This window comes from Paraburkholderia sp. CHISQ3, from assembly GCF_030464945.1.
GTDB classification, from domain to species: Bacteria; Pseudomonadota; Gammaproteobacteria; order Burkholderiales; family Burkholderiaceae; genus Paraburkholderia; species Paraburkholderia megapolitana.
The window spans coordinates 427,185-451,652 of sequence record NZ_JALPRG010000006.1; the positions used below are offsets into that span (position 1 = coordinate 427,185).

The window sequence follows — 24,468 nt, forward strand, 5'->3', positions numbered from 1 at the left end:
TACGAGGAAAAGGAGAATTCAGATGTCCGTGACTGAGCTGGCACCCGCAGACGTGTGGCGCAACAGGATCTATAGCGGCGGTTGGAAAACCGGAGGCGCGGGAACGATCGCGGTGACGGAGAAGGCGACCGGCATCGAAATCGGCTCGGTTGGCGCTGCATCGGCCGCCGATGTGTCGGCTGCCGCTGCGATCGCAACCCAGGCACAACGCGCCTGGGCCGCAACACCCGGGCCACAGCGCGGCGATGTGTTGCGCGAGGTCGCTCGCTTGTTGCAAGAGCATCGAGAGGAGATCGCGCGTCAGATTGTCCGGGAGACCGGATCGATAAGGCCGAAGGGCTATCTCGAGGTGAAGCTGGCGATACGCGAGATTCTCGAAGGTGCTGCGTTGGCCAGTCAGTCAACCGGGGTGATCACGACCAGTGACGTGAGGGAGCGGCATAGCGTCGCGCGCAGGGTGCCGATGGGTGTGGTCGGCGTCATTACTCCATGGAATTCGCCCTTGATACTTGCGGCGCGAGCGATTGCGCCGGCGCTCGCCACCGGCAACGCAGTGCTGCTTAAGCCCGATCCGCAAACACCGGTTAGCGGCGGCATCCTGTATGCGTGTCTGCTTGAGATAGCAGGGTTGCCCGAAGGACTGTTCCACGTCCTTCCCGGTGGCGCAGAAACGGGCGACGCCCTGGTGCGCGACCCGCAGGTCAACATGATCAGCTTCACGGGGTCCACGCGGGTTGGCCAGGCAATCGGCGCCGTAGCGGGCGGCCTGCTCAAACGCGCGAACCTCGAGCTAGGTGGCAAGAATCCCTACATCGTGCTTGACGACGTCGATGTCGAAGCGGCGGCGAGTGCGGGTGCATGGGGGTCGTTTTTGCATCAGGGGCAAGTTTGCATGGCCGCGGGTCGGCATCTCGTTCAGGAAAGCATTGCGGACGCATACATCGAAAGCCTCGTGCGGCGAACCAGCGCACTAACGGTTGGCGATCCTTTTAAAGGCGACTTTCATCTTGGACCGATCATCAATGAACGGCAGGCAGAAAACGTCGATCGCATCGTAGCGGACTCGGTAAGCAAGGGCGCAAAGATTCTGGCCGGTGGATCTCGCGATGGACTGTTCTTTAAACCGACTGTCATGGTCGACGTTGCGCCCGGCATGCCGGTGTTCGACGAAGAGATCTTCGGCCCGGTCGCGGCAGTCACCGTGTTCAAGGACGATGACGAAGCCGTTTCACTGGCCAATCAGAACCGGTACGGCCTGGTTGCGGCAGTAGCGTCTTCCAACCTGCGTCGGGCCCAGCGAATTGCCGACCGGTTGCATGCGGGCATCGTTCATATCAACGACCAGACAATCCTGCATGAAGTGTTTGGACCGATGGGTGGTGTGGGCTTGTCCGGTAACGGGCATAACTACAGCACATTGACCAACGCGGACCAGTTCACGGAGTGGCAGTGGGTGACGACGCGTGATGACCTGCCGGCCTATCCATTCTAGAAATCCGCAGCTAGGGACCGACGTCGTCGGACGTGGTCTATAGGCGCGGATTTCATGCCCGAACGGAGCGAGGAGCGAAATTGATCCCGGATACCGCGCAGCGTGTGGAGCAAGAGCGCGCTTCGATCGTCGATATCGGCGAACTGATCGATAGTCAGCCGTTGAGCACCTTCCAGAAATGGATCATGGTGCTGATCGGTTGCTCGGTGGTGATGGATGGGTTCGATGTGCAGACGATGGGTTTTGTCGCCCCCGCAATCGTCCGCGCGTGGGGCATCGGCGCTGCCGAACTCGGTCCGGTATTCGGTGCGAGCCTGTTGGGGATGCTTGCGGGTTCTATCGTTCTTGGCGCAATGGCCGATCGCATAGGGCGCCGGCCCGTACTGGTCGGTGCGACGGTCTTCTATGGGTTGTGCATGCTGGGTACGACGCTGGTTCACAGCGTGCCGGAATTTCTGGCGATTCGTTTCCTGACTGGTTTCGGTATCGGTGGCGTGATGGGTAACGCCATCGCGCTGGTCAGCGAATACAGTCCGCGCAAATATCGCGCGTCGTTGATGACATGGGTGTCGTGCGGTTTCACAGGCGGGGCAATTGCCGGCGGACTGCTTTGCGCAACGCTGTTGCCGTCACTTGGATGGAGGCCGGTGTTCCTTGTCGGTGGTCTGCTGCCGTTGATCATTGCAGTCGTCATGGCGAGGTATCTGCCGGAGTCGCTTCAACTGATGGTGATCAAGCAGCGCAGCCCGGAAACGATCGGCAGGTGGCTTGAGCGAATTGCTCCGGATGTCCGGATCGGACCCGGAACCCGCTTCGTCGTCCACACACAGTCGCAAACGAAGGCTTCCGTTGGCGAACTGTTTCGCGATGGTCGCGGCGCGATGACGCTACTGCTGTGGGGGATCAACTTCGCGAACCTGCTCGATCTCTTCTTCCTGTCGAACTGGCTGCCCATGTTGTCCTTGCGCGTTGGCCACGAGGTCTCGACGGCCGTGCTCATCGGCACCTCGCTGCAGATCGGCGGAACGGTCGGCGCGTTGCTGATGGGGCCGTTGATGGACCGCTTCGGTTTCTATCGGGTGCTCGCGCTCGGTTTTTTGCTGGCGACATTTTCGGTGTCGTCGGTCGGTCTCCCCGATCTGTCGACGGGATTGCGCTACGCCGTCGTGTTGATCAGTGGAATCTGCATTGTGGGTGGGCAGCCCGCGGTCAACGCACTGACGGCGACGCTGTACCCCACTTCGTTGCGCGCCACCGGGGTTGGCTGGAGTCTGGGAATCGGCCGGGCGGGTTCGATTATCGGCCCCGTCGTGGCAGGACAGCTCATCAGGCTGCAGTGGTCGAATACTGCATTGTTTATCGCCGCTGCGGTGCCCGCGCTCGCATCGTGCGTCATGGTTGTTTTCCTGAGCCGTGTTTCGGGAAGACAGAACGTACCAACGAATAGGGAAAAAACATGATTGAAGAACGCGACGTCATCGTAACGATGCGAGACGGTACCCGTCTTGCAGTCGACGTCTATCGACCCGAGGCGAGCGGAAAGTATCCGGTGCTCTATGCTTCGGCGCTGCACAACAAGGACATTCAGGGCCCGGAGATTGCCGACGTCCTGCCGCCGCAACCGGCGCATGCGCCACTGTGGTTCGGACCGATCGAAGCGGGCGATACCCGACGCTTTATCGCTAACGGCTATGTGCATGTCATTGCACAGCCCCGAGGCTCGGCGAAATCGGAAGGTCACTATGGTGGTGAGAACACCGATCACTACGACATGATCGAGTGGATCACGCAGCAGCCGTGGTCGGACGGCAAGGTCGGCATGGTCGGCATTTCGGGGTACGCAGGAGAGCAATGGCGCGCGGCGGCGCAAGGGCATCCGGCTCTTAAGGCGATCTTCCCTTACGACGCCTGTAGTGCCTACGGAGGTATGTTCGGCTTTCGGGACTTCAATCCTGGCGGCGTCATCCATACGTTCCCCTACCTGCTCGACGTTTTTAGCACGGTTCACGAATCGCGCGACGTACCTGGACCGCTACCCGACGATCAGGAGGCGCACTGGCGAACGGCCATGCGCAATCCCGACTACAAGATGTACATCAACCTCTACAACATTCTGACGCAGAAGGGTCAGCGTACAGCGGTGATGTATCACATCATGACAAACCCCTGGGAGCCGGACGGAACCGTTGAGCGTGCCGAAGAAGTCTTCAAGGCGATCAAGGTGCCGTTCTATACGGGGTCCGGTGCCTATGCGTATACGTACAAATTGCATTGGCTCGGTGCCCAGCACTATTTCGGCAACGTCAAGCAGCCGCGCAAGCTGGTCTTTACCGGTCCGGCTCATCTGGAGAGACCGTTCCATCAGTATCACGACGAAGTCATTCGCTGGTACGACTACTGGCTCAAGGGTGTCGACACCGGCATCATGGACGAGCCGCCGGTTCGCTACTGGGTGATGGGCGCGAACGAATGGCGCACGGGTACCGATTGGCCCTTGCCCGAAACACAATGGGTCAAGTATCACCTCGCCGGTTGGGAGCGGCTTTCCACCGATGCCCCCCGACCGTCGGCTGAGGTCGGCAATGCGCAGCGCGAGCCCGATGTCTTTACGCAGATGCCGCTCAAGAAAACCACCAGGGTCGAGCGCCTGCGCTATATGACCGAACCGCTCGCCCACGACGTGCTGGTAGCGGGCCCGATCTCACTCACGCTCTACGCTGAAATCGATCAGGCGGACACGAACTGGATCGTCGTGCTCAAGGACGTGGGACCGGACGTCTCGGTGGTCACTGCGCGTGCCGGCGAACGAACCGTTCCGGATACGTTGCCGGAACGCGAACTGACGCGCGGCTGGTTGAAGGCCTCATATCGGGCAACCGATCCCGACCGGTCGAAGCCTGGAGAACCGTTCCACAAGTTGACGAAGAGTTCGATCGAACCGGTTACGCCAGGCGAGATCGTCAAGTATGAGATTCAGGTGCTGGCGATGGCGAACCAGTTCAAGGCGGGTCATCGGATCTGCCTGGAGATTTGCAGTCTGGACGTGCCGACCGGAACCGGCGCGATGACCGATGTCGAGTACATCCCGTATCACGTATGCAGCAGCGACACGGTCACCCACAAGATCTACCGCGACGCGGATCGTCCGTCGCATTTGTTGCTTCCCATCATTGCGCTGAACGGGCGGTCGTCCTGAGTCGCGGATTTCTGCGAGGTGCCAACTGGCACCCGCTGAATTTGATCATCAATCTGAGGTTTATCAATGAAGAGCATACGTTTCGAGCGTGATGGAAAGGTAGGCACGATCGTATTGGCGAATCCGCCCTACAACCGGCTTGATCTGCGTTTTGCCCAAGGTCTGCGCGATGCGATTCATGAAGCTAGCGAAAGCGATATCCGGGTGCTCGTCGTTCGCGCGGAGGGGCCGGATTTCAGTCACGGCGGCGAGGTTCGCGAGTGGCCCGGTAAAGACCTGAACTGGTTTCGCACGTTCGTCGCGGATGTCAACGCGTCGTATCGTGCCATCGAGGCACTGCGTATTCCCACGGTGGCCGTGGTGCAGGGCCTCGCATTCGGTGGCGGCTTTGAACTTGCCTTGAGTTGCGATTTCATCGTGGCGGCAACGAACGCGGTCTTCAGATGCGTAGAGGTCACTACCGCGATGTTGCCCGTCGCCGGCGGACTGCAGCGGCTGGCCGAACGCGTGGGACGTAGCCGCGCGTCGCGCTTTGCCATGCTCGGCGAAGGAATTCCAGGCGCTCTCGCCGGGGAGCTCGGCATTGCCACACATGTGGCCGAACCGGATGAGCTCGAACGGGTTGCGGGTGAGTTGATCACACAACTATCGGACGGTCCTACGCTTTCCTACGCGGTGACACGGACGCTGCTAAAAACGTGGTCGAGCGGCGGTGTGGCGGGTGCCGACATTGCAATGCCGGACCTCTGGCTGGATCTGTATCACACGGAAGACGCTACGCGTGGTTTTGCCAACACCGCCGAAGCGTTCGATCGCGATGCGGTGCCTGGCGATCTGGTGTTCTACGGCAAGTAGTCGGAGAGAAAGGCGTGATGCAAACTTTCCCCGGTTCTACTGCGCTTGTCGCACCTGTCGATGGCGTTGCGTACGTGCGTGGCGAGACAGACGTTCCGTTAAGCGAGGCGACCATCGGTCAGTTGCTGAGAGATACGGCGCTACGCTTTCCTGATCGACAAGCTGTCGTGTTCCGCGAGCAGGGCGTGCGCTGGACGTGGAAGGAGTTCGACGAACGCGTCGATCGACTGGCTGCGGGTCTTTTGTCCCTGGACATAACGAAGGGCGACCGCGTCGGAATCTGGTCGCCGAACCGATTCGAATGGTTGCTCACACAGTTCGCCACGGCACGCATCGGTGCGGTACTGGTCAACATCAATCCGGCCTATCGGGTTTCCGAGCTCGAGTACGCCTTGCGCAAGGTGGGGTGCAAGGCGCTCGTGACGGCTGAGCAATTCAAGAAGTCACACTACATTTCGATGCTGCTCGACATTGCTCCGGAGCTTAAGGCGCAGCGAGCCGGTTACTTGCAGTGTGCGCGTTTGCCACAATTGCGGACTGTCATATCCGTTGGCGATCAGGACATCCCGGGTGTAATGCCGTTTGCCGCCGTCATGCTGGGCGGCGCGGCGAATTTACATGAGAGACAGAAGGCGACGAACGATCTATCCGCGCAAGACCCAATCAACATTCAGTTCACGAGCGGTACCACGGGCAGTCCGAAAGGTGCCACGCTGACACATCGAAACGTCGTCAACAACGGACGTTTTGTGGCAATGGCCATGAAGCTGACCGAGACCGACTCGCTTTGCATTCCGGTTCCGCTTTACCACTGCTTCGGGATGGTGCTCGGCGTTATGGCATGCGTATCGGTTGGCGCGCAGATGGTCTTTCCTGGCGAGGGATTCGATGCCGGCGCGACGCTCGCGTCGGTCGAGCAGGAGCGCTGCACGGCACTACACGGCGTACCGACAATGTTCATTGCCGAGCTGGAACATGAGGCGTTCGCCACGTTTGATCTGAGCAGTCTCCGCACGGGCATCATGGCGGGCTCGCCATGCCCGATCGAGACCATGAGCAGGTGATGGCCAGGATGCACATGCGGGAGGTCACCATCGCGTATGGCATGACGGAGACGAGCCCCGTGTCGTTTCAGAGTGCAACCACGGATCCGCTCGATAAACGCACTACCACTGTCGGGCGGATTCAACCGCACCTTGAGGTGAAGATCGTCGATTACCTCGGCAATACGGTGCCCGTCGGCGTAACAGGGGAACTCTGCACGAAGGGATACTCCGTCATGCTGGGCTACTGGGACGACGAGGTGAAGACACGCGAGAGCATCCTCGATGGATGGATGCATACAGGCGACCTTGCAACGATCGATGCCGACGGCTATTGCAACATCGTCGGCCGGCTGAAGGACATGGTGATTCGCGGTGGCGAGAACATCTATCCTCGCGAGATAGAGGAATATCTCTTCACGCATCCCAAGATCCAGAATGTTCAGGTGTTCGGTGTGCCGGACGACAAAACCGGCGAGGAACTATGTGCGTGGATCGTGCTTCGACAAGGCGAACACGCCAGCGAGGAAGACATCCGCGATTTTTGCCGCGGACAGATCGCGCATTACAAGGTGCCGCGGTATGTTCGCTTTGTCGACGAAATGCCGCTGACCGTTACGGGAAAGGTGCAGAAGTTTGCGATGCGGGAGGCGATGGTTCGCCTTTTAAATCTTGACGCGAAGAAGACCACGTAGTGGGGCATCCTGTCCGTCAGTGGATGGGCAGGATAGAACCCGATGATGATTTGATAGGGCCGGCGCCCTATCCATAGGAGTCGCTTATTGCTGAAGCTCGAAAGCCCCAGCAATCTTTAGTTGAACCTCGTCGCCGACCAGCGGCAAATACTGCTTGATCTCGAAGTCACTGCGTTTGATGACACCAGTCGCTTCGAAGCCCACCGTGAAAACCTTATTCAGCGGATTGATACCCGAGCCGACAAGGTGAGCTTTAAGCGTCACCGGCCTGGTGACGCCATGCAGAGTCAGATCGCCGACGATAGTGACCGCACCCTTGCCGGTCGACGTGACTTTGGTCGAGGTAAAAGTCGCAGCAGGGAATTTAGCCGCGTCGAACCACTGCTCTCCCTTTAGCTGTTCATTGAGCGGAGGCACGGTGGTGAGGATCGACTGCACGGGAATGGAAACGTCCAGCTTCGAGAGCGATACCTTCGACGGATCATACTGAAGCGTGCCGGAGGCTCCAGAGAAGAAACCGGAAAAGTCCGAGAAGCCGAAATGCGAAATCGAGAAGCCGACTTGCGTGTGGAAAGGCTCGACCTTGTAGTTCCCGGCTTTGACCGCCTCTGGATCTTTCGAGGAAACTTGCTGCGCCATCGCCTGCGGTACCGCAGCAGAGAAGGCTAGCGTTGCGGCCACAATGCCTGCGGCAAGGTAACGTGATTTCATGAAGAGGAATTCCTCTGTAAGGGTAAAGAGCTTGCGTTCAGGTGCTGCGATCTTTTCGAATATCGTGCTCATGCAGCTAGCGCTGCGATGTCGGCGAGCGCCGTAGCAATCGACGCATCCTTTGCGTCGGGCCCCAGGTTGAGACCCTCAGCCCGGACGATAGTGATGTCGGTCAGCCCGATGAAGGACAACACGCCCGTCAGGTAAGTCTCGTGATGATCGAAAATCGCTGCGGGGCTGCCGCCGCTATAGACGCCACCACGCGACGACGCGACGAAGACTTTCTTGCTCTTCGGCAGCAGGCCTTCTGGACCTTTCTCGCCGTACTTGAAGGACTTGCCGGCGACGACGACACGGTCGATCCACGCCTTGAGCTGCGAAGACACCGAGAAGTTGTACATCGGCGCACCGATGACGATGATGTCGGCCGCAAACAGTTCGTCCAGGTATGCACCACCGGTAGCGAGATCGGTGCCTAACGCAGCATCGGACACGGCCGCGCCCTGGAAGACCGCGAGATGTGCGCCGGACAGATGCAGGAGGGCATCGTTCGCGAGATCACGGTAGATGACGTCGATACCCGGATGTAGTTCGACCTGTCGCGCCACGATTTCTGAAGTGAGAACACGGCTGACCGAGTGTTGACCGAGGATGCTGGAATCGATATGCAGAAGTTTCATGGAATTAGTCTCGCGGGAAGAATTGGATAACGCGTTTGAGGTATCGAAACACCCGTGATTTGTCTCATGTTTGATGCCATGTCGAATAGCCGCTATATTCCGATCTTATCTATCGCTGTGACCGATGGATGGAGCGTGTAATGCTAGATGGTGTCTCTCTCGATCAGTTGCGAACCTTCATTACCTCGGTCGACGAGGGCAGTTTCTCCGCCGCGGCGCGTAAGCTGCGGCGAGCGCAATCTGCGGTGAGCGAGCTCGTCAGCAATCTCGAGGAACAGATTGGTGTGCCGCTGTTCGATCGCTCAGGTCGCTATCCGAAGCTGACGCCGGCCGGTGTTGTTCTGCTTGCCGATGCGCGCGGCATCGTCTCCGGTGTCGACTTCATGAAGGCGCGTGCCAAAGCCATGTCATCGGGGCTGGAGCCGGAACTGTCGGCAGTGATCGATGTGTTTTTGCCGATCGAGGCTATAACCGCGGCGGCGAAGCAGTTCAAGGAAGAGTTTCCGGGCACGCCGCTGCGACTCTATGTCGAAGCGCTCGGCGGTGTGCTTCAACCCATTCTTGATGGGCGCGCGAGCTTTGGCATTATCGGACCGCTGCCCGTTGTGCCACCGTCCATGTCGACGGAGCGTCTGCTCGACGTTGGTTTCCTGATGGTCGCGGCTCCCGATCATCCACTTGCAGCGCTGGATGGAATCATTCCGAAAGCTGAGCTTGCCAAGCATGTCCAGCTTGTTCTGACCGATAGAACGAATCAATCCGACGGGCGCGAAGTCGGTGTAATGTCGCCGTCCACCTGGCGGCTTGCCGACCTCTTCGCCAAACACGCTTTCCTTCTCAACGGCCTGGGCTGGGGTGGCATGCCGCTGCATGCCGTTGCCGCGGATATTGCCAGCGGCAAGCTCGTCGTCCTGCAAATTGAGGATGTCCCTCCCGGCGGTCTCATGCTGCCGATGTTCGCCATCTACCCGACCGCGGCGCCACCCGGGCCGGCCGGGCGGTGGCTTATCGACCGGCTGAAGCTGTGCCCGGGCAAGCTGGGAAACACTTCCCGCTAGCACGGGCGCGGCCTCGCGACGAGGCCCGTGCAGGCTAACTCCACGTTTTGTTCAGACTACGGGCAAGAGCGATCCGGCGGAATTCCCGTGTCCGGTCGAGGGTTTACATGAGTATTTCTAGTTGATAAATCAACTACAATCATCTTCATGTATTTGACAAATCAAATAAAAAATACGCGATGCATGGACCGGTTGTCATGCCCGGCAGACAGGAGATAGAAAACGGAGGTCGCCTTTTGCAAGCTCAAGTGGTCATTGTTGGAGCGGGGCCGGTGGGACTGACGCTTGCGATCGATCTCGGCAGACGCGGCATTGCCTGCGTGCTCGTCGAACAGAAAGCGCAGCCTGAATTTCTGCCGAAGATGGAGCGTTGTAACGCGCGGACGATGGAGATCTTCCGGCGGCTTGGTATAGCCGATCGTATTCGCGCGGCCGGGATGCCCGAGGATATTCCGATGGACGTCCAGATCATCCGCTCCATGGTGGAGCCGCATGTCCTGCACTTGCCCTATCCGTCGGTAGCACAGGCGCGTGCGCTCACGTACGAGTCCGGGGACGGCAGCCTGCCACTCGAACCGTATCAGCTCATCTCGCAGTACACACTCGAACCGCTTCTTCTCGAAGTGGCGGAGCAATTGCCGACGGTCACGGTGATGCGCAGCACGACGTTTCTGGAATTCACCGAGCACGATGGTGGCGTTCTGGTCACGGTCAATGATGCAAACGATGTGAGAAGAACACTGGAGGCTAGCTACCTGGTGGGCTGCGACGGAGGCGCTAGCCGTGTGCGCAAGCAACTGGGCATTCGCCTCGAGAGCGAAGGCGATATCGCGCGGTTGAGGCAGGGCCTGTTTTACTGCGAGCAACTCTACGAGAGACTGCCGATAGGCAACGGTCCACGCCGCGGGCGCCACTATCTGGTCGCGGGTGGACCACCTACCTTCATGATCATGCAGGACTCGACGCGGCATTGGACTGTCCATTCCGCCGTCGCGAGCGATGCTGAGATGCGGCGCGTGTTCGAGCGGATCGTCGGCGTTCCGCTGCGCTACGAGATGCTGTATTGCGCGGAGTGGCGACAGAACTTGCTGCTGGCCGAACGCTATGGCAAGGGAAGAGTGTTGCTCGCCGGCGATGCGGTACATCTCGTGATTCCTACGGGCGGGTTGGGCATGAATACCGGCGTCGGCGACGCCACCGATCTTGCGTGGAAACTGGCTGCGACGCTGCAAGGGTGGGGTGGTCCTGAGTTGCTGGCCTCGTACGAAACCGAACGGCGCCAGATTGGCGAACGGGTGGTCGGCGCATCGCGCTACGCCTCGCTTGGATATCGTGCATGGCTGGCCGAGGTGCGCCCGGAGATCGGTGACGATACGCCCGCCGGAGTAGATGCCCGCGCGCATCTTGCCGAGGTAGCGAATGTGGAGCAGCGCAAGTCGAACGAGATGATCGGCGCGGAGCTGGGCTATCGCTATGTGGATTCGCCGATCATCGAGAACGTACCGGGTGGGCCGCAGCACGATCTGCGTGCCTATCGTCCCACGACGTGGCCGGGCGCGCGGCTTCCTCATATGTGGCTCGCCGACAGAAGCGCTCTCCACGACAGGTTACGCCCGGATCGTTTTGCGTTGATCGATGTCAAGGGCGGGCACGACGTAAGTCCGCTTTGCGCTGCGTTCGAAGCGCTTGGCGTGCCGCTCGATGTGCTCGTGGTGCCGAATCTCACACTACGTGCCGTCTATGAACGCGATCTCATTCTTGTGCGGCCCGACCTGCACGTCGCGTGGCGCGGCGACCGACTCCCACAGGGCGTCGCCGATCTTGCCAGGCGAGTGACAGGGCATAACAACATGAACCGCGCAGCGTGTTCGACCAGTAGCCGCTGACCGGGTCGATTTGCTAATTACTCAGCCTGCGCGTTGCAAATTCGACGTGCGACTGCATGACGTGCCGTTGCCTCGGCGGATGTCTGACCTTGAAGTTCATTACTCGCGCTATCCGCTGTCGAGTGCTTAAGGACGCGCCGCGCTAAAGCGTCTTCATCGATAGCGATGACTTTGCTTGCATAACAACTCAGAGCGGAACTCATCGAATCCGTCACAACGTATGAGAATTCAACGACATGGAGACAGGTGTATGAATGCACAGATGAATCGTGCCCGCGGCGTTTATTCGCGGCATCGGATATTGCGGTGGGCGCTCCTGGTGTGGGTCGCAGGTGCGTCGAGCGCATCGAATGCGCAGAGTTCCGTGACTCTGTATGGAATCATCGATACGGGCTTTGAATATGTGACCAACATCGGTCCGAAGAAGTCGAGCGGAGTACATGTGCCCACATTGACGGCTTCCTTACCGTCGCTGTGGGGCCTGCGCGGCAAAGAGGATCTGGGTGGCGGCCTCAGTGCCGTTTTTGTACTGGAGTCGGGGTTTGCGCCGTCACAGGGCACGCTGAATCAAGGTGGTCGGTTATTTGGCAGGCAGGCTTATGTCGGACTTTCTGGATCATGGGGGACCGTGACTCTGGGTCGGCAATATTCGCAGATCTTCTGGGCATTGTTGCCAGAAGATACGTTGGCACCGAATATCTATGCCGCCGCCGATCTGGATCCTTACCTGACTCAACCGCGAGTCGACAATGCGATTACCTATACCTTCAAGTCATCGGGTTTGACCGTCGGTGTGACCTATTCGCTGGGACGCGATGCGGTAGATAGTGCGGCAGCCGGCGGGTGCGCCGGTCAATCGCCAGGTAACTGGCGGGCCTGTAAAGCAATATCTGCAATGGTGAAGTACGACGCAGCGCAATGGGGTGTGGGAGCAGCCTTCGATCGCAACTACGGTGGGGATGGCACCGGCTCGCCCTTGCCGCTTGGCTCGCAAACCGATACGCGCGCCGTCATCGACGGCTATGTGAAATTTTCCAGCGCGACTATTGGCGCGGGACTTGTCCATCGAATCGATCATGGAGCGCAGACACCGAATCTTTTCGACGTGGTGAGCAACTACTGGTGGATCGGCGGAAGCTGGTTTCCTGTTCCGGAGGTTGCGCTCGACGCCCAGTTCGGTCATATCAGCGTAGACAGCAACGCTTCGGGAGGCTCGGTGATCGCCGCTCGCGCGATGTATTTCCTGTCCAAACGTACCGCCGTGTACGTCACGGCAGGGCACGTGTTCAATGAGCGCAACGCCGCGTTCTCGATTGACGGCGGCGTGGTCCCGCCCGCTTCGACGCCACTGCCGGGCGTCGATCAAACTGGTGTGATGGTGGACATGCGCCACCAGTTCTGAACGGGTACGTTAGCTGCTCATCGAATCAGACTGCCTGGTCTTGAGCACGGATATATTCGTAATCCAGATAGTCGGCTCGTTCTCGGACCCGCTGAAAACCCGCCGCCTCGTACAGGGCACGGGCAGGATTATTGATGTGTACGTTCACGATGAGGTGCGTGTGACCATGCGCCGACGCATCCTCTACGAACTTGTCGAAGAGACGCCTGCCCAGGCCGTGTCGACGCTGCTCGGTCGCAACGTAAATCGATGCGAGAACTGCTTTCTGGTCGTCCGTCTGCCAGAAACAATATCCCACCACTTTTCCTTCGTGCTCGACGACGAACATTCGATCGAGATTCGATGTCCACTGTCGCAGGTGTGCGGGGATGGCATTTTTCCATCCAGCTTCCTGCTCGGATTCGATGTTGCGGATGTAATCGAGCTCTCCGCTGTAGATAAAAGGAAGATCTGTCGGGTGTGCTTTTCTGATGATGTGCGTGGGTTGCACTGATAGATCCTTGTAAGCGGGGCACCGTCGCGCACGATGCGCGTCGCAATGGTATACCGGTCTGACTGCTAGCGATCGGGAAAAGAGGCATCACGCAGCGGCGGCAACATCGGAAGAGCAAGTGCAATGCTCAGGATATGCAGGATTCAAGCCCCAAACACATCGTGAGCATGAACTTTCGCACGGCGCGCCCCTTCGATATGATCGCGCAGCAGCGCTCCCGCCTTCAGCAAATCCTGGCGTGCAATGGCATCGAGGATCGCAAGATGCTCGAGTGCCTGCTCCTGTCTGGGCTTACGCGCCTTCGCCTGCCGATACTCGACTAACCGGCGCAGTCTGTCCATGCGTCGAACCGACTGGGCAATAAACCGGTTGCCCGACCATTTGGCGATCGTTTCATGAAAGTCGCTGTTCGCCTCGAATAGCTCGATCGAGTTCATCGTCAGATACCCACCGTCGACGATGAACTGCTGGCGCCGCCTCAGTCCTTCCAGCTCTACGCGATTCGCGCTGAATGTGGGCGACAGGATGCCTGTCGGTTCGATTGCTACCCGGAATAGATAGCTTTCCTCATAAGCTTCGACCGAGTCGATCATCGGCATAAACTGCCAGCCGTGTCCGACCTGGCGTTCGAGCCAGCCTTCTTCCTGCATGAGCGACAAAACCCGCCGCAGCGCACTTCGTGACACTTCGTACTGGCGCATCAAGTCAGCTTCGGATATGACGTCCGGCAGGCGCCGCGCCAACCGGTCGGCCGCAATTTGCAGGTATAGCGGCTCTTCCGGTTCATCAAAAAACTGTGACGCAACGTCGGTTACTTCGCGGGCCGCCTTCGCCATGAAGAAGCCGCGGTTCGCATCGTAATAGACCACACCGAGCGCCACCAGGTGATGCAGGGCGACATTCACTGGCGAGCGGGACGTACCAATTCGTTCGGCAAGGATGGATTCGGCGAGCCTGTCGCCAGCTACGAGGTCATCGCGACGCACGAGCGTGAGGATTTCCCGCGTGACACGGGTCTGCAACGGCGTAAGTGGGGCGGATGTGGATTGGGACGAGCTCATGGTGCGTGAAGACAATTCGTGACCGTCCATGACCGCCAGGTCTGGCGGCGCATCTGAATGGTCGGCCTGCGATTTTGCCATTGCCAGATCCCATCCAGCATTATTGTGTTTTGTAATCATATAGATCGAATGGCCGAAGCGCAAGGAACGTTCTTCCTGCGAACGGATAGCCAATATATTTGCGAATATTGCGCTGTAAATTTGAAAATCCAGGGTTAACGCTGTCTGGCGTGTAATTTACAAAATGCGTTTTGTAGTTATAAAATGCATTTGTCGAGACACGAAACCCCAGCGTTATCCCAGAGAGACCTCAATGCCCCGCACGCTTCCTGCCCACGCCATCGATTTCGTCAGCGTTCGAGACGCTACCGGCGCGATAGATGTCGCCCAATTCGCGAAGATGCCCTACAGCGTCCGTGTATTTGCCGAAAACATCGTCCGCAAGCACCCGACAGCGGCATCTTTCGCGTATCTGCAGGCACTGGCGCACCGCCGGCATGACGTGGACTTCCCGTATTACCCGGCTCGAGTCGTTCTTCAGGATCTGCTCGGCACGCCTGCGCTGGTCGATCTTGCTGGCATGCGTGACGCAGTCGCGGAAGCGGGCGGCGACCCGAGCGCCATCAACCCCGTCGTGCCGACGCATCTGGTGGTTGACCACTCGCTCAACGTGGAAGTGGCGGGCACCGATCCTGAAGCCATGGCGAAAAACATGGCGATCGAGCAAGACAAGAACGCTGAGCGTTTCGAGTTTCTTGCGTGGTGCAAGCAGGCGTTTACCAATCTCGATGTGTTGATGCCCGGCAACGGCATCCTTCATCAGGTCAACCTCGAGCATCTGTCACCGGTCATTCAGGTGAAGGACGGCGTGGCGTTCCCCGACACCCTGGTCGGCACCGATAGCCATACGACCATGATCAACGCGCTCGGCGTGTTGGGCTGGGGCGTCGGCGGCATTGAGGCCGAGTCCGTCATGCTCGGCCGAGCTGTGTGGCTGCGCTTACCGACCATCGTCGGTGTCGAACTGAAGGGCTTCCGGCAGTCCGGCGTCACCGCAACTGACCTGGTACTCGCGATTACCGAGTTCCTGCGCAAGCAGAATGTGGTCGGCACGATCATCGAGTTTTACGGCGAAGGCGCCCGCGCGATGACGCTAAGCGACCGTGCCACCATCTCCAATATGGCGCCAGAATTCGGCGCCACTGCTGCGCTGTTCGCGATCGACCAGAAGACGCTCGACTTCTTGCGCTTGACCGGTCGTAGCGAAGCGCAAATCTCGTTGACGGAAGCCTATGCCAGGGCCCAAGGTCTGTGGGCCGACGACTTCGCCGATGTCGAATATGACCGCGTGTTGTCGTTCGATCTGTCGAGCGCGGGACGCGCGCTAGCAGGCCCGGCGAATCCCCACGATCGCGTGCCGCTTTCAAGCTTGATCGCTAAAGGCATTGCTCGTCCCAGCAAAGCTGCTGTGCCTGAAGCCAAAACCGGAGACGGTGCGCCGTTCAAGCTGGAAGAGGGTGCGGTGGTCATCGCCGCGATCACCAGTTGCACGAATACGTCGAACCCACGCAACATGATTGCGGCAGGGCTCGTGGCCCGCAAGGCGGTCGAGCTCGGACTCGAAAGGAAACCGTGGGTGAAAACGTCCCTCGCGCCCGGTTCGAAGCCGGTCGAGCGCTACCTGCGCGCAGCGAACCTGATGACGCCGCTGGAAACGCTGGGCTTTGGCATCATCGGTTTCGGGTGCACGTCATGTAACGGCATGTCTGGGCCACTGCCGAGAGAGATAGAAGCGGACATCGTTAGTCGTGACGTGCGTGCCGTTGCGGTCCTCTCGGGCAATCGCAACTTCAACGGTCGGATCCACCCACGGGTCAAGGAGGCGTTCCTCGCGTCGCCACCTCTGGTCGTCGCCTATGCGATCGCCGGGACGATTCACGTCGATATCGAAGAAGGCGCGCTGGGCACGGACAAATCCGGCGCACCGGTCTACCTGAAGGATCTGTGGCCGTCGGATGAGGAGATCGATGCGCTACTCAAGGAAAGCATCGGTGGTGACCAGTACCTCGAAATCTATACGGAGATGTTCCGCAAGAGCGAACTGGTTGAAGGGCAGAGCGAGGTGCCGGCGCAATTCCCGTGGCGCGACGATAGCAACTACATCCGCCGCCCGCCGTACTGGCAATCCGAACTCACGAGCGCGGCGCGTTTCGCGGACATGCGGGCGATCGGCATATTCGGCGACAACGTCACGACCGACGACCTCTCGCCTTCGGGCGCGATCCTGCCGGAAAGCGCGGCGGGCGAATACCTGATTCAGCACGGCGTCCAGCCGGCTGAGTTCAACTCGTACGGAACGCGTCGTGGCGATCATCGGGTTGCGATCCGGGCAACATTCGCGAACAACCGGTTGCATAACGAAATGGCCGGAGGCAAGGAGGGTTCGTTCACTCGCATTGAGCCGGAAGGCACGATCATGCGTCTGTTCGATGCGGCTGAATTTTACGTCGCCCGCGGACAGGAATTGATCGTGGTAGCCGGCAAGAACTACGGTTCGGGCTCGTCGCGAGACTGGGCGGCGAAGGGTGTGCGTTTGATCGGCGTGCGAGCCGTGGTGTGCGAAAACTTCGAACGTATTCACCGCTCGAATCTGGTCGGTATGGGTGTGCTGCCGCTTGAATTCACTGCGGGACACGATCGCTTAACGCTAGCGCTGGATGGATCAGAAGTCTATGCAGTCGAAGGCGTGGAGGGGAACGTCTCGCCAGGCGCGCTGCTAACCTTGAGAATCACCCGCAAGAATGGCGAGGTGGTGACCGCGCGGGTCAAATGCCGCATCGACACTGAAGAGGAAGCGGAAATCTTCAACGCGGGAGGTTTGTTGCCGCGCATCTCAGGCGAAATGCTCGAGGCCGCATCAACATGAGCTCCGTTTTTGCATATGTCGGATGCCGTACAACACGTGAGCGCAATGCACGCGGCAAAGGGATCGGTGTCTATGCGGTCGATCCGCTGTCGGGCACATGGGAGCGGGTCGAATCATTCGAGCCTCTCGACAACCCCAGCTTCCTCGTGCTCAACGACGCGCAGGACGTGCTGTATGTCGTGCATGGCGACGGTATGCAGGTCAGCAGCTTTGCAATCGATCAAGCGACGGCCCGGCTCCGTCTGCTGAATCGACAACCCTGTCAGGGGCGCAATCCCGTGCACCTTGCGTTGTCTCGCAGCGGTGACGCGCTTGTCGTCGCCAACTACGCGACGGGGTCCGTCAGCCAGTTGCCGATCGAACCAGACGGTGCGCCTGGTCGCGTATTGTCTGTCGTCGATCTACCTGGCACGCCAGGTCCGCATCGTATCGAGCAGACTTCATCGCATCCGCACCATATCGCACGGTTTGCAACGCAACGCTACAACACGGACTGGCACATCGTGCCGGACAAGGGACTCGACACGGTCTTTGTCGTGAAGTGGAGTGGTATCGGGGGGATGCCCGTTGTCACCTCCGGTCGCAGCCGTGAAGGTGCGGGGCCGCGACATGCCGCATTCCACCCGAAGCTTCCCATCGTCTATGTAGCCAACGAGCTGGACTCCACGTTGACGGCCTGGGCCTTTGAGCCGCTGAGCGGCACGCTTGAGCCACTGCATACGATATCCGTGCTGCCCGCCGCGTGTCACGAACGCTCCCGTGCTGCGGGAATTGCAATTCACCCCAACGGTCGCACGCTGTACGTCTCGAACCGCGGTCACGACAGTATCGCCACGGTCGGACTGGACGATACGACGGGCATCCCGCTGAAGACCCGCTGGACCGACGCCCGGGGCGAATGCCCACGATTCCTGTGCCTGAGCCATGACGCCCGCATGCTCTACGTGGCCAATGAGCTTTCCGATTCAATCGTTCAATACCTGATCGATGCCAACACTGGAACGCTGTCGCCGACAGACCACGTTGTGTCAACCGGCAGCCCCGTCTGCATCGTCTTCAAAACTCGCTAGGAGCATCACGTGACCCAATACAGGATTCCGGCTGTCTATATGCGTGGCGGTACGAGTAAAGGCGTTTTCTTTCGTGCTGACAGCCTGCCGTCGGACCCGGCACTGCGGGACAAGATTCTTCTGCGCGTGATAGGTAGCCCGGACCCGTACGAAAAGCAGATCGACGGGATGGGTGCGGCTACCTCGAGCACCAGCAAGCTCGTAGTGGTGGGACCGTCGTCGCGTCCGGACTGCGATGTCGACTATCTGTTCGGTGCGGCCTCGATTGAAAAGCCAGTCATCGACTGGTCGGGCAACTGCGGCAATCTGACCTCTGCGGTTGGGCCGTTTGCGATCGCTCAAGGTTTCGTAGATACGCTTGAGCACGGCATCGCGACCGTGCGCATCTGGCAGGCCAACATCAACGCAAAGATCATCGCGCACGTGCCGGTGAAAGATGGACAGGTGGTTGAAGAGGGCGAATTCGAACTGGATGGCGTGACATTCCCCGCGGCTGAAATCAGGATCGAGTTCCTTGACCCGGGAGGGCCGGAAGACAGTGAGGAAATCGCCGGCAATATGTTTCCGACGGGCAACCCAGTCGATGCCCTGGACGTTCCTGGCTATGGGATCTTCCAGGTCACGATGATTAACGCGGGCAATCCAGCGATTTTTATTCGTGCCGCGGACCTCGGCTTGCGTGGCAACGAGATGCAACCGGACGTGAACGGTGATGCTGCGTTGCTTGAAAAGTGCGAAGCGATCCGTTCGCACGCCGCAGTGTGTATGGGTCTCGCCGGTACACCCGCAGAGGTGACGGAGCTGCGACCGCACACACCGAAGCTGGCGTTTGTCTCATCGCCGGTCGCTTACGTCGCATCGAGCGGCAAGACCATCGAACCATCGAGCGTCGACATCAACGCACGCATTCTCTCGATGGGCAAACTCCACCACGCGATGACCGGCACGGGCGCGGTAGCGATCGCGGTTGCCGGTGCCATTCCAGGCACAGTGGTGAATCAGCTTGTGGCGGCGAAAGTCTCGGGCGAGATCCGGTTTGGCCACCCGTCGGGTGTCATGGCGGTGGGTGCCGAAGCTGAGCAATGCGATGGCGTCTGGGTGGTGACGAAAGCGATGATGAGCCGCAGTGCGCGTCGTCTGATGGAGGGTCACGTGCTGGTGTCGTCGACGCTCGATCCATCCCGTAACTGAAAATCGCGCTCCGAGCCACTGCAGGCAGGCGCTGCACTTTGGGCAGAACGCCCACACTACGAATCGGCACCAGACCGACTACGTCGAATGACCGCGGAGACACACGTTGAAACCTGCTGGTGAATTGTCCACGGCGCCGCACAAGGAGGCACGCGTTCCTTTCTGGCCCAATGGCTGGTGGGCCATCGTCGAACTGCGCGTCGGCATCATTCCCCTGCCGATTTATGTGCTGCTGGTCGGGCTGATCGTCGCGTTCGTGATGACCGGAAAGGTGCCAGGCGAAATATCGATGGCGATAGCGGTACTGGTGGTGTGCGGCTTTACGTGTGCCGAAATCGGCAAGCGTTTGCCGTTTTTTAGAAGGATTGGTGCCGGCGCGATCGTGGCGACCTTCCTGCCGTCGGCGCTCGCATTTCATCATCTGCTTCCGGCGAAGCTGCTGACGATGGTGACGAACTTCACCAACGTCAGCAATTTCATGTACCTCTTTATCGCGTCGATCATCGTTGGCAGCATCTTTAGCATGGACCGGTATGTATTGATCCGTGGGTTCGTGAAGATATTTATCCCGCTTGCGGCTGGTTCGATCATGGCCGGTATCGTGGGTACGATGGTTGGGACAGCATTGGGTCTCGGCACGGAGCACACGCTGCTCTACATCGTGATTCCGATCATGGCTGGCGGCGTCGGCGAAGGCGCGATACCGCTTTCAGTCGGCTACTCCGAAATCCTGAACGCCGCCCAAGGGCCCGTATTCGCGCAGGTTCTGCCCTCCGTAATGATTGGCAGTCTGTCGGCGATTCTTCTCTCCGGTCTTCTGAACTGGCTGGGGGAAAAAATGCCCCACCTCACAGGCAACGGAATACTACAGCGCGAGGTGGGCCACGACGTCGACGCGATCAAGGAGGAAATACCGAGCGCACCAGACGTCAACACGGTTGCCGCAGCAGCGATCACCGCGATATCGCTTTACCTGGTGGGGCTGCTGTGCCACCGGTTGCTCGGCTTGCCGGCGCCGGTCGCCATGTTGTTTGTGGCGGTGTTCATCAAGATCGGCCGGTTCGCTTCGCCCAACCTGCAAGGCGGGGCTCGCATCGTCTATCAGTTTTTTTCGACCGCGGTGACCTATCCGCTGCTGTTCGCGATCGGCACCGCGATGACGCCGTGGGACAAGTTGATGGCCGCGATTAACGTACCGAACGTGATCACGATTGTTTGTACGGTCGCGACCTTGATGGGCACGGGATTTATCGTAGGCAAATGGCTCAAGATGTATCCCATCGACATGGCCATCGTCAACGCCTGCCATAGCGGGCAAGGAGCCACGGGCGACGTGGCGATTCTGACCGCGTGCAACCGCATGAGCTTGATGCCGTTCGCACAGATCGCGACACGAATTGGAGGCGCGCTGACGGTCACGATCACGTTGCTCGTTCTGTCCAGATTGCATTGATCGGATGGGCTGAGACGTGTTCTGAGGTGCGAGCTGACGATGGCGAGCAAAGCCGCAGTGGTCAGGCGATGTGAGCAATGCTGCTCGTTGATTTAACCCGAATCATCGGCGAACGGGTCATCGTCGTTACAACGAGCACTCCGAACAGCAGAAGAAGGCCGGCGACGCCGAATGCCCAATCGAAATTGCCGGTGGCCGCGACAATATAGCCCGTCGCAATCGGTGCGGCGATGCCAAAGACCTGGCCGCCAAGAACCAGGAAAGCCATCGCCTTCGCAACGTCTCGCGAGTTGGGCAGCAGGTCGTTCAGAAGCGCTTGATTGAGCGAGGTCGTCGAGGCGATACCGGTTAGCGTGATCGAGAAGATAACGAGCAGAACGGCAAGATTCGACGTAAACGGGACAGCCAGGATCATCGACGCGGTTAGCAGGGCGATGGCAACCGCGTTACGTCGGCGTCCTGTTCCTACGCCGCTCTTCTTAAGATAGCGATCGCTCAGCCGTCCCGCCAGAATGCATAGAATTACCGACGAAGCATACGGAACTGCGGAAAACAACCCTGTGCTAGCGATGCTGAGATGACGGCTGGTTTGCAGGTAGCTCGGCAACCAGGTCAGAAAGAGGTACTGCGAGTAGACATTGCAACCCTGCGTGATTGCAAGAGCCCAGAGTGTCGGAGTTCGCAGAAGCGACAGGAAGCCGGTTACGTGCTCAGTGCGGGGGCCCTCTGCGGATTTCGATTCACGCTCGCGGAGAATTTTCTCGCGTTCTTCAGCTTTCAGCCACGAAGTGTTCTCTGGAGTATTGAAGAAGATGAGCCACGCGGCAAGCCACACGAATCCAACTGACCCGGCAATGACGAACGAGACACGCCAACCGAACAATTCGATGAGCGAGCCCAACAGCACGGAGCAAATTGCAGGACCGGCGTACGATCCGCTATTCACGATTGCCGATACCATGCCTCGCTCGGACGCAGGGATCCACTGGCGTATGACTTTTGCGCTGACCGGGTTGCTGCTTGACTCGCCGGCTCCCATGACCAGGCGGGCACAAAGCAGGCTCACAAAGTTGCTTGTCGCTCCCGTTAGGGCTGTCGCAGCCGACCACACAAAGATACCGATTGCGGCCATTTTCTTCGTGCCGAATCGGTCAATCAGAAAACCGAGCGGCAGGAGGAAGAGCGCATAGCTCCAGATGAACGAAGAGAAAAGGTATCCCATGCCGACGGTCGACAGCTTGAATTGCACGGCGATCGGCTTCGCCGCAATCGAAAGCGCGATGCGGTCCATGTAGTTGATCATGGACAGGCAGAAGAGAAACAGGGCTACCCAACCCCGACGATTCGACATGGTTGTCTCCGATACCCGATACCTGGCACCCGGTCACGATCGATGTGCCGCGGTACGCGGACGAGGTGAAAGGCTCCGCCATTTCGACCATTCAGGACAGCAGCGCCTTGAGTTTTCGTACCGCGCTGTCCGGCGTTGTGAGGACACGTTTGCCTGATGCCTGCTGCGAACTCTCTTGCGCGGTGGTCATCGAAAATTGAGCGAAGCAGATCACGTCACAAGCGGAAGCCTTTGCGCACGTCTGCGCAACAAGACGATCGTGTGCGTCCTTGTCGCCGTTCTGGATGGCCTCCCATGCTCCGGCCGCGAGGTACGGTTGTACTTCCAGAGTGACACCGCTTTCCTTCGCGTATTCGAGGAATTCCGCTGTGATGGGTGCCAGCGCTGGCTCGAACGTGGCAACCAGGCCGATGGTTTGCCCATATCCAGCGGCTTCTTCGATCATTGCCTCATTCGGCTTTAGAAGCGGAATATCGACGGCCATACGCGCAGCTTCGACTGCTGGGCCGAATGCCGAGCATGTAAAGAGAACACCGTGAGAACCGCCGCGCGCCGCATATTGGGCCAGTTCAGTAAATCTGGGCGCCATTGCGTTGACGTCGCCCCCGTGACATTCCAGATCCGGTGTCAGCGCGTCGTCGAGCAGGTTGTACACGACGGCTTCCTTCCATAGCCGCCTGAAACTCTCCGCGATGGGCGGCATGGCAACCGCAGTCGCGTGGATAAGGGTGATTCTTGATGCTCGACTCATCGCAGAACTCGCCATCAGATTGTATCTAATTAACGCATAGTACACTTTGCTTGTGAAGCTCACCTCGGGATAGACCCTGAGTTCCAATGAGCAATCCATAAGAGCGACGCGGGTGTGCACCATCTCCCGTTCTCTTTTAACGAACGGTTTTTTGTGATATCAACGTACAACTTTGCTACTTTTGATATGAAAAACGAACCAGCCAGCGCGCTTGCCGATCAGGTCGCCGCGAAAATTATTGACATAGTCCAGACCCGAGCGCTTCGTGCCGGGGAGCATCTTCGAGAAGAGGCGTTGGCGAACGAACTGGGCCTTTCACGCACGCCGATCCGGCGCGGTCTGGCTCTGCTCGCTCAACACGGGATTGTCGTCAAGGAAGCCAATCGCGGTATCTTCCTCGCGGTCGACGGGAAGGGTATCGATGTGGCGAAGCTTCCCTTCGGCAATGATCCGCAGGAGGACTTTTACCTGCGTGTGTCGGATGACTGCCTGACCGGTGCGATCTCGCAAGAGTTTTACGAAGCGGAGTTGCAGCGACGGTACGGCGTGCCGCGGGGGCAGTTGCTAAAAGTCCTTGCGCGACTGTCGAGCGAGGGGATGATCGCTCGCAAGCCTGGGCAGGGATGGCGCATCAACCCGTTTCTGAATGATCGGGAGGCATACATCCAGAGCTATCGGTTCCGGATGTCGATCGAGCCTTCCGCGCTGATGGAGCCCACTTTCCGTATCGACAAGTCTGAGTTTGCCCGATTGCGGAAAGTGCAGAATGAAATGCTGAAGGGTGAGATCTTCACGCTTCCTCGCTCGATGCTGTTTGTCAACGGTTCGGATTTTCACGAGACCCTGGCGCGATGCTCCGGCAACCGGTTTTTCGTGGAAGCGCTCGAGCGTCAGAATCAACTGCGGCGATTTCTGGAGTACCGGGCAGCAACGAATCGGGCGCGAGTGGTTCAGCAATGCCGCGAACACCTGCAAATACTGGACTTCGTTGAGGGTGGCAGTCGCGATCGAGCGGCGGCCTACATGCGGATGCATCTGGATATCGCGAGCAAACAGAAGGCCGCTACCGCCGATTCACCGATGCCCGATCAGTCCGAGACTTCAACAGAACCGACATACGAGGCCCACTTCTAGCTATCGCCGGGACACGCAAC

At 59.0% G+C, this 24,468-nt stretch carries 19 protein-coding genes and 1 pseudogene; 14 read left to right on the plus strand and 6 right to left on the minus strand.

Annotated elements, in window-relative coordinates; translation table 11 throughout:
- The first annotated feature begins 22 nt into the window (after positions 1–22).
- The 6 genes and pseudogenes from M0D65_RS16870 (at position 23) to M0D65_RS16895 (ending at position 7,281) form a co-directional block, all read left to right on the plus strand.
- A complete protein-coding gene (locus M0D65_RS16870) occupies positions 23–1,492 on the plus strand; it encodes an aldehyde dehydrogenase family protein (protein ID WP_266253698.1) in 1,470 nt (489 codons plus the stop codon).
- A gap of 80 nt (positions 1,493–1,572) precedes the next feature.
- Entirely contained in the window at positions 1,573–2,952 is a 1,380-nt protein-coding gene (locus M0D65_RS16875; RefSeq protein ID WP_266253699.1) for an MFS transporter, read from the plus strand.
- Positions 2,949–4,688, plus strand: a complete 1,740-nt coding sequence (locus M0D65_RS16880) for a CocE/NonD family hydrolase (RefSeq protein WP_266253700.1) — start codon at positions 2,949–2,951, stop codon at positions 4,686–4,688. Before M0D65_RS16875 ends, M0D65_RS16880 begins: the two co-directional genes overlap by 4 nt.
- 66 nt (positions 4,689–4,754) lie before the next feature.
- The gene (locus M0D65_RS16885; RefSeq protein ID WP_266253701.1) at positions 4,755–5,543 is read left to right on the plus strand and encodes an enoyl-CoA hydratase/isomerase family protein; all 789 of its coding nucleotides are present in this window, start codon (positions 4,755–4,757) and stop codon (positions 5,541–5,543) included.
- Between the two features lie 17 nt (positions 5,544–5,560).
- Positions 5,561–6,777 (plus strand): annotated as a pseudogene (locus tag M0D65_RS16890) (AMP-binding protein); the annotation flags it as partial.
- Between the two features lie 171 nt (positions 6,778–6,948).
- Entirely contained in the window at positions 6,949–7,281 is a 333-nt protein-coding gene (locus M0D65_RS16895; protein WP_266253797.1) for a hypothetical protein, read from the plus strand.
- Positions 7,282–7,365: 84 nt separating this feature from the next.
- On the opposite strand, the gene M0D65_RS16900 is transcribed toward M0D65_RS16895, so the two are convergent.
- Both M0D65_RS16900 and M0D65_RS16905 read right to left on the minus strand, forming a co-directional pair.
- The gene (locus M0D65_RS16900; protein ID WP_266253702.1) at positions 7,366–8,064 is read right to left on the minus strand and encodes a YceI family protein; all 699 of its coding nucleotides are present in this window, start codon (positions 8,062–8,064) and stop codon (positions 7,366–7,368) included.
- Positions 8,061–8,672, minus strand: coding sequence for an FMN-dependent NADH-azoreductase (locus M0D65_RS16905; RefSeq protein ID WP_266253703.1), 612 nt, complete (start codon positions 8,670–8,672; stop codon positions 8,061–8,063). The genes M0D65_RS16900 and M0D65_RS16905 overlap by 4 nt, the downstream gene beginning before the upstream one ends.
- 140 nt (positions 8,673–8,812) lie before the next feature.
- On the opposite strand from M0D65_RS16905, the gene M0D65_RS16910 reads away from it, so the two are divergent.
- From M0D65_RS16910 to M0D65_RS16920, 3 genes are all read left to right on the plus strand, one after another.
- A complete protein-coding gene (locus tag M0D65_RS16910; protein WP_091015645.1) occupies positions 8,813–9,730 on the plus strand; it encodes a LysR family transcriptional regulator in 918 nt (305 codons plus the stop codon).
- Between the two features lie 236 nt (positions 9,731–9,966).
- Positions 9,967–11,616 carry an FAD-dependent monooxygenase gene (locus tag M0D65_RS16915; protein ID WP_266253704.1) on the plus strand — a complete coding sequence of 550 codons (1,650 nt, stop codon included), beginning with the start codon at positions 9,967–9,969 and terminating at the stop codon, positions 11,614–11,616.
- Between the two features lie 250 nt (positions 11,617–11,866).
- Positions 11,867–13,018: a porin gene (locus M0D65_RS16920; protein WP_266253705.1), complete on the plus strand. Its 1,152-nt coding sequence runs from the start codon at positions 11,867–11,869 to the stop codon at positions 13,016–13,018.
- Positions 13,019–13,043: 25 nt separating this feature from the next.
- On the opposite strand, the gene M0D65_RS16925 is transcribed toward M0D65_RS16920, so the two are convergent.
- Positions 13,044–13,508, minus strand: a complete 465-nt coding sequence (locus M0D65_RS16925; RefSeq protein WP_266253706.1) for a GNAT family N-acetyltransferase — start codon at positions 13,506–13,508, stop codon at positions 13,044–13,046.
- A 146-nt stretch (positions 13,509–13,654) separates the two neighbouring features.
- Positions 13,655–14,746, minus strand: coding sequence for a GntR family transcriptional regulator (locus M0D65_RS16930; RefSeq protein ID WP_266253707.1), 1,092 nt, complete (start codon positions 14,744–14,746; stop codon positions 13,655–13,657).
- A 139-nt stretch (positions 14,747–14,885) separates the two neighbouring features.
- Between M0D65_RS16930 and acnA the strand changes: the two genes are divergently transcribed.
- From acnA to M0D65_RS16950, 4 genes are all read left to right on the plus strand, one after another.
- Positions 14,886–17,498, plus strand: a complete 2,613-nt coding sequence (gene acnA / locus M0D65_RS16935) for an aconitate hydratase AcnA (protein WP_266253708.1) — start codon at positions 14,886–14,888, stop codon at positions 17,496–17,498.
- On the plus strand, positions 17,495–18,568 hold the full coding sequence (locus M0D65_RS16940; protein WP_266253709.1) for a lactonase family protein: 1,074 nt from the start codon (positions 17,495–17,497) through the stop codon (positions 18,566–18,568). The genes acnA and M0D65_RS16940 overlap by 4 nt, the downstream gene beginning before the upstream one ends.
- A 9-nt stretch (positions 18,569–18,577) precedes the next feature.
- Entirely contained in the window at positions 18,578–19,759 is a 1,182-nt protein-coding gene (prpF, locus tag M0D65_RS16945) for a 2-methylaconitate cis-trans isomerase PrpF (protein WP_266253710.1), read from the plus strand.
- A gap of 106 nt (positions 19,760–19,865) precedes the next feature.
- Complete coding sequence (locus M0D65_RS16950; protein WP_266253711.1) at positions 19,866–21,212, plus strand: 2-hydroxycarboxylate transporter family protein; 1,347 nt, start codon at positions 19,866–19,868, stop codon at positions 21,210–21,212.
- Between the two features lie 61 nt (positions 21,213–21,273).
- On the opposite strand, the gene M0D65_RS16955 is transcribed toward M0D65_RS16950, so the two are convergent.
- Entirely contained in the window at positions 21,274–22,563 is a 1,290-nt protein-coding gene (locus tag M0D65_RS16955) for an MFS transporter (RefSeq protein WP_266253712.1), read from the minus strand.
- A 91-nt stretch (positions 22,564–22,654) separates the two neighbouring features.
- Positions 22,655–23,401 carry an aspartate/glutamate racemase family protein gene (locus tag M0D65_RS16960; protein WP_308076676.1) on the minus strand — a complete coding sequence of 249 codons (747 nt, stop codon included), beginning with the start codon at positions 23,399–23,401 and terminating at the stop codon, positions 22,655–22,657.
- Positions 23,402–23,428: 27 nt separating this feature from the next.
- Here M0D65_RS16960 and M0D65_RS16965 point away from each other — a divergent pair, with 27 nt between their 5' ends.
- On the plus strand, positions 23,429–24,448 hold the full coding sequence (locus tag M0D65_RS16965) for a GntR family transcriptional regulator (RefSeq protein ID WP_266253713.1): 1,020 nt from the start codon (positions 23,429–23,431) through the stop codon (positions 24,446–24,448).
- Positions 24,449–24,468: the final 20 nt, after the last annotated feature.

Excerpts from the sequence above, each read along its gene's own strand:
- M0D65_RS16870 (WP_266253698.1), top strand. The coding sequence starts at position 23 with ATGTCCGTGACTGAGCTGGCACCCGCAGACGTGTGGCGCAACAGGATC.
- M0D65_RS16880 (WP_266253700.1), top strand. The coding sequence starts at position 2,949 with ATGATTGAAGAACGCGACGTCATCGTAACGATGCGAGACGGTACCCGT.
- M0D65_RS16885 (WP_266253701.1), top strand. The coding sequence starts at position 4,755 with ATGAAGAGCATACGTTTCGAGCGTGATGGAAAGGTAGGCACGATCGTA.
- M0D65_RS16895 (WP_266253797.1), top strand. The coding sequence starts at position 6,949 with ATGGTGATTCGCGGTGGCGAGAACATCTATCCTCGCGAGATAGAGGAA.
- M0D65_RS16900 (WP_266253702.1), bottom strand. The coding sequence starts at position 8,064 with ATGAGCACGATATTCGAAAAGATCGCAGCACCTGAACGCAAGCTCTTT.
- M0D65_RS16905 (WP_266253703.1), bottom strand. The coding sequence starts at position 8,672 with ATGAAACTTCTGCATATCGATTCCAGCATCCTCGGTCAACACTCGGTC.
- M0D65_RS16910 (WP_091015645.1), top strand. The coding sequence starts at position 8,813 with ATGCTAGATGGTGTCTCTCTCGATCAGTTGCGAACCTTCATTACCTCG.
- M0D65_RS16920 (WP_266253705.1), top strand. The coding sequence starts at position 11,867 with ATGAATGCACAGATGAATCGTGCCCGCGGCGTTTATTCGCGGCATCGG.
- acnA (WP_266253708.1), top strand. The coding sequence starts at position 14,886 with ATGCCCCGCACGCTTCCTGCCCACGCCATCGATTTCGTCAGCGTTCGA.
- M0D65_RS16940 (WP_266253709.1), top strand. The coding sequence starts at position 17,495 with ATGAGCTCCGTTTTTGCATATGTCGGATGCCGTACAACACGTGAGCGC.
- M0D65_RS16955 (WP_266253712.1), bottom strand. The coding sequence starts at position 22,563 with ATGTCGAATCGTCGGGGTTGGGTAGCCCTGTTTCTCTTCTGCCTGTCC.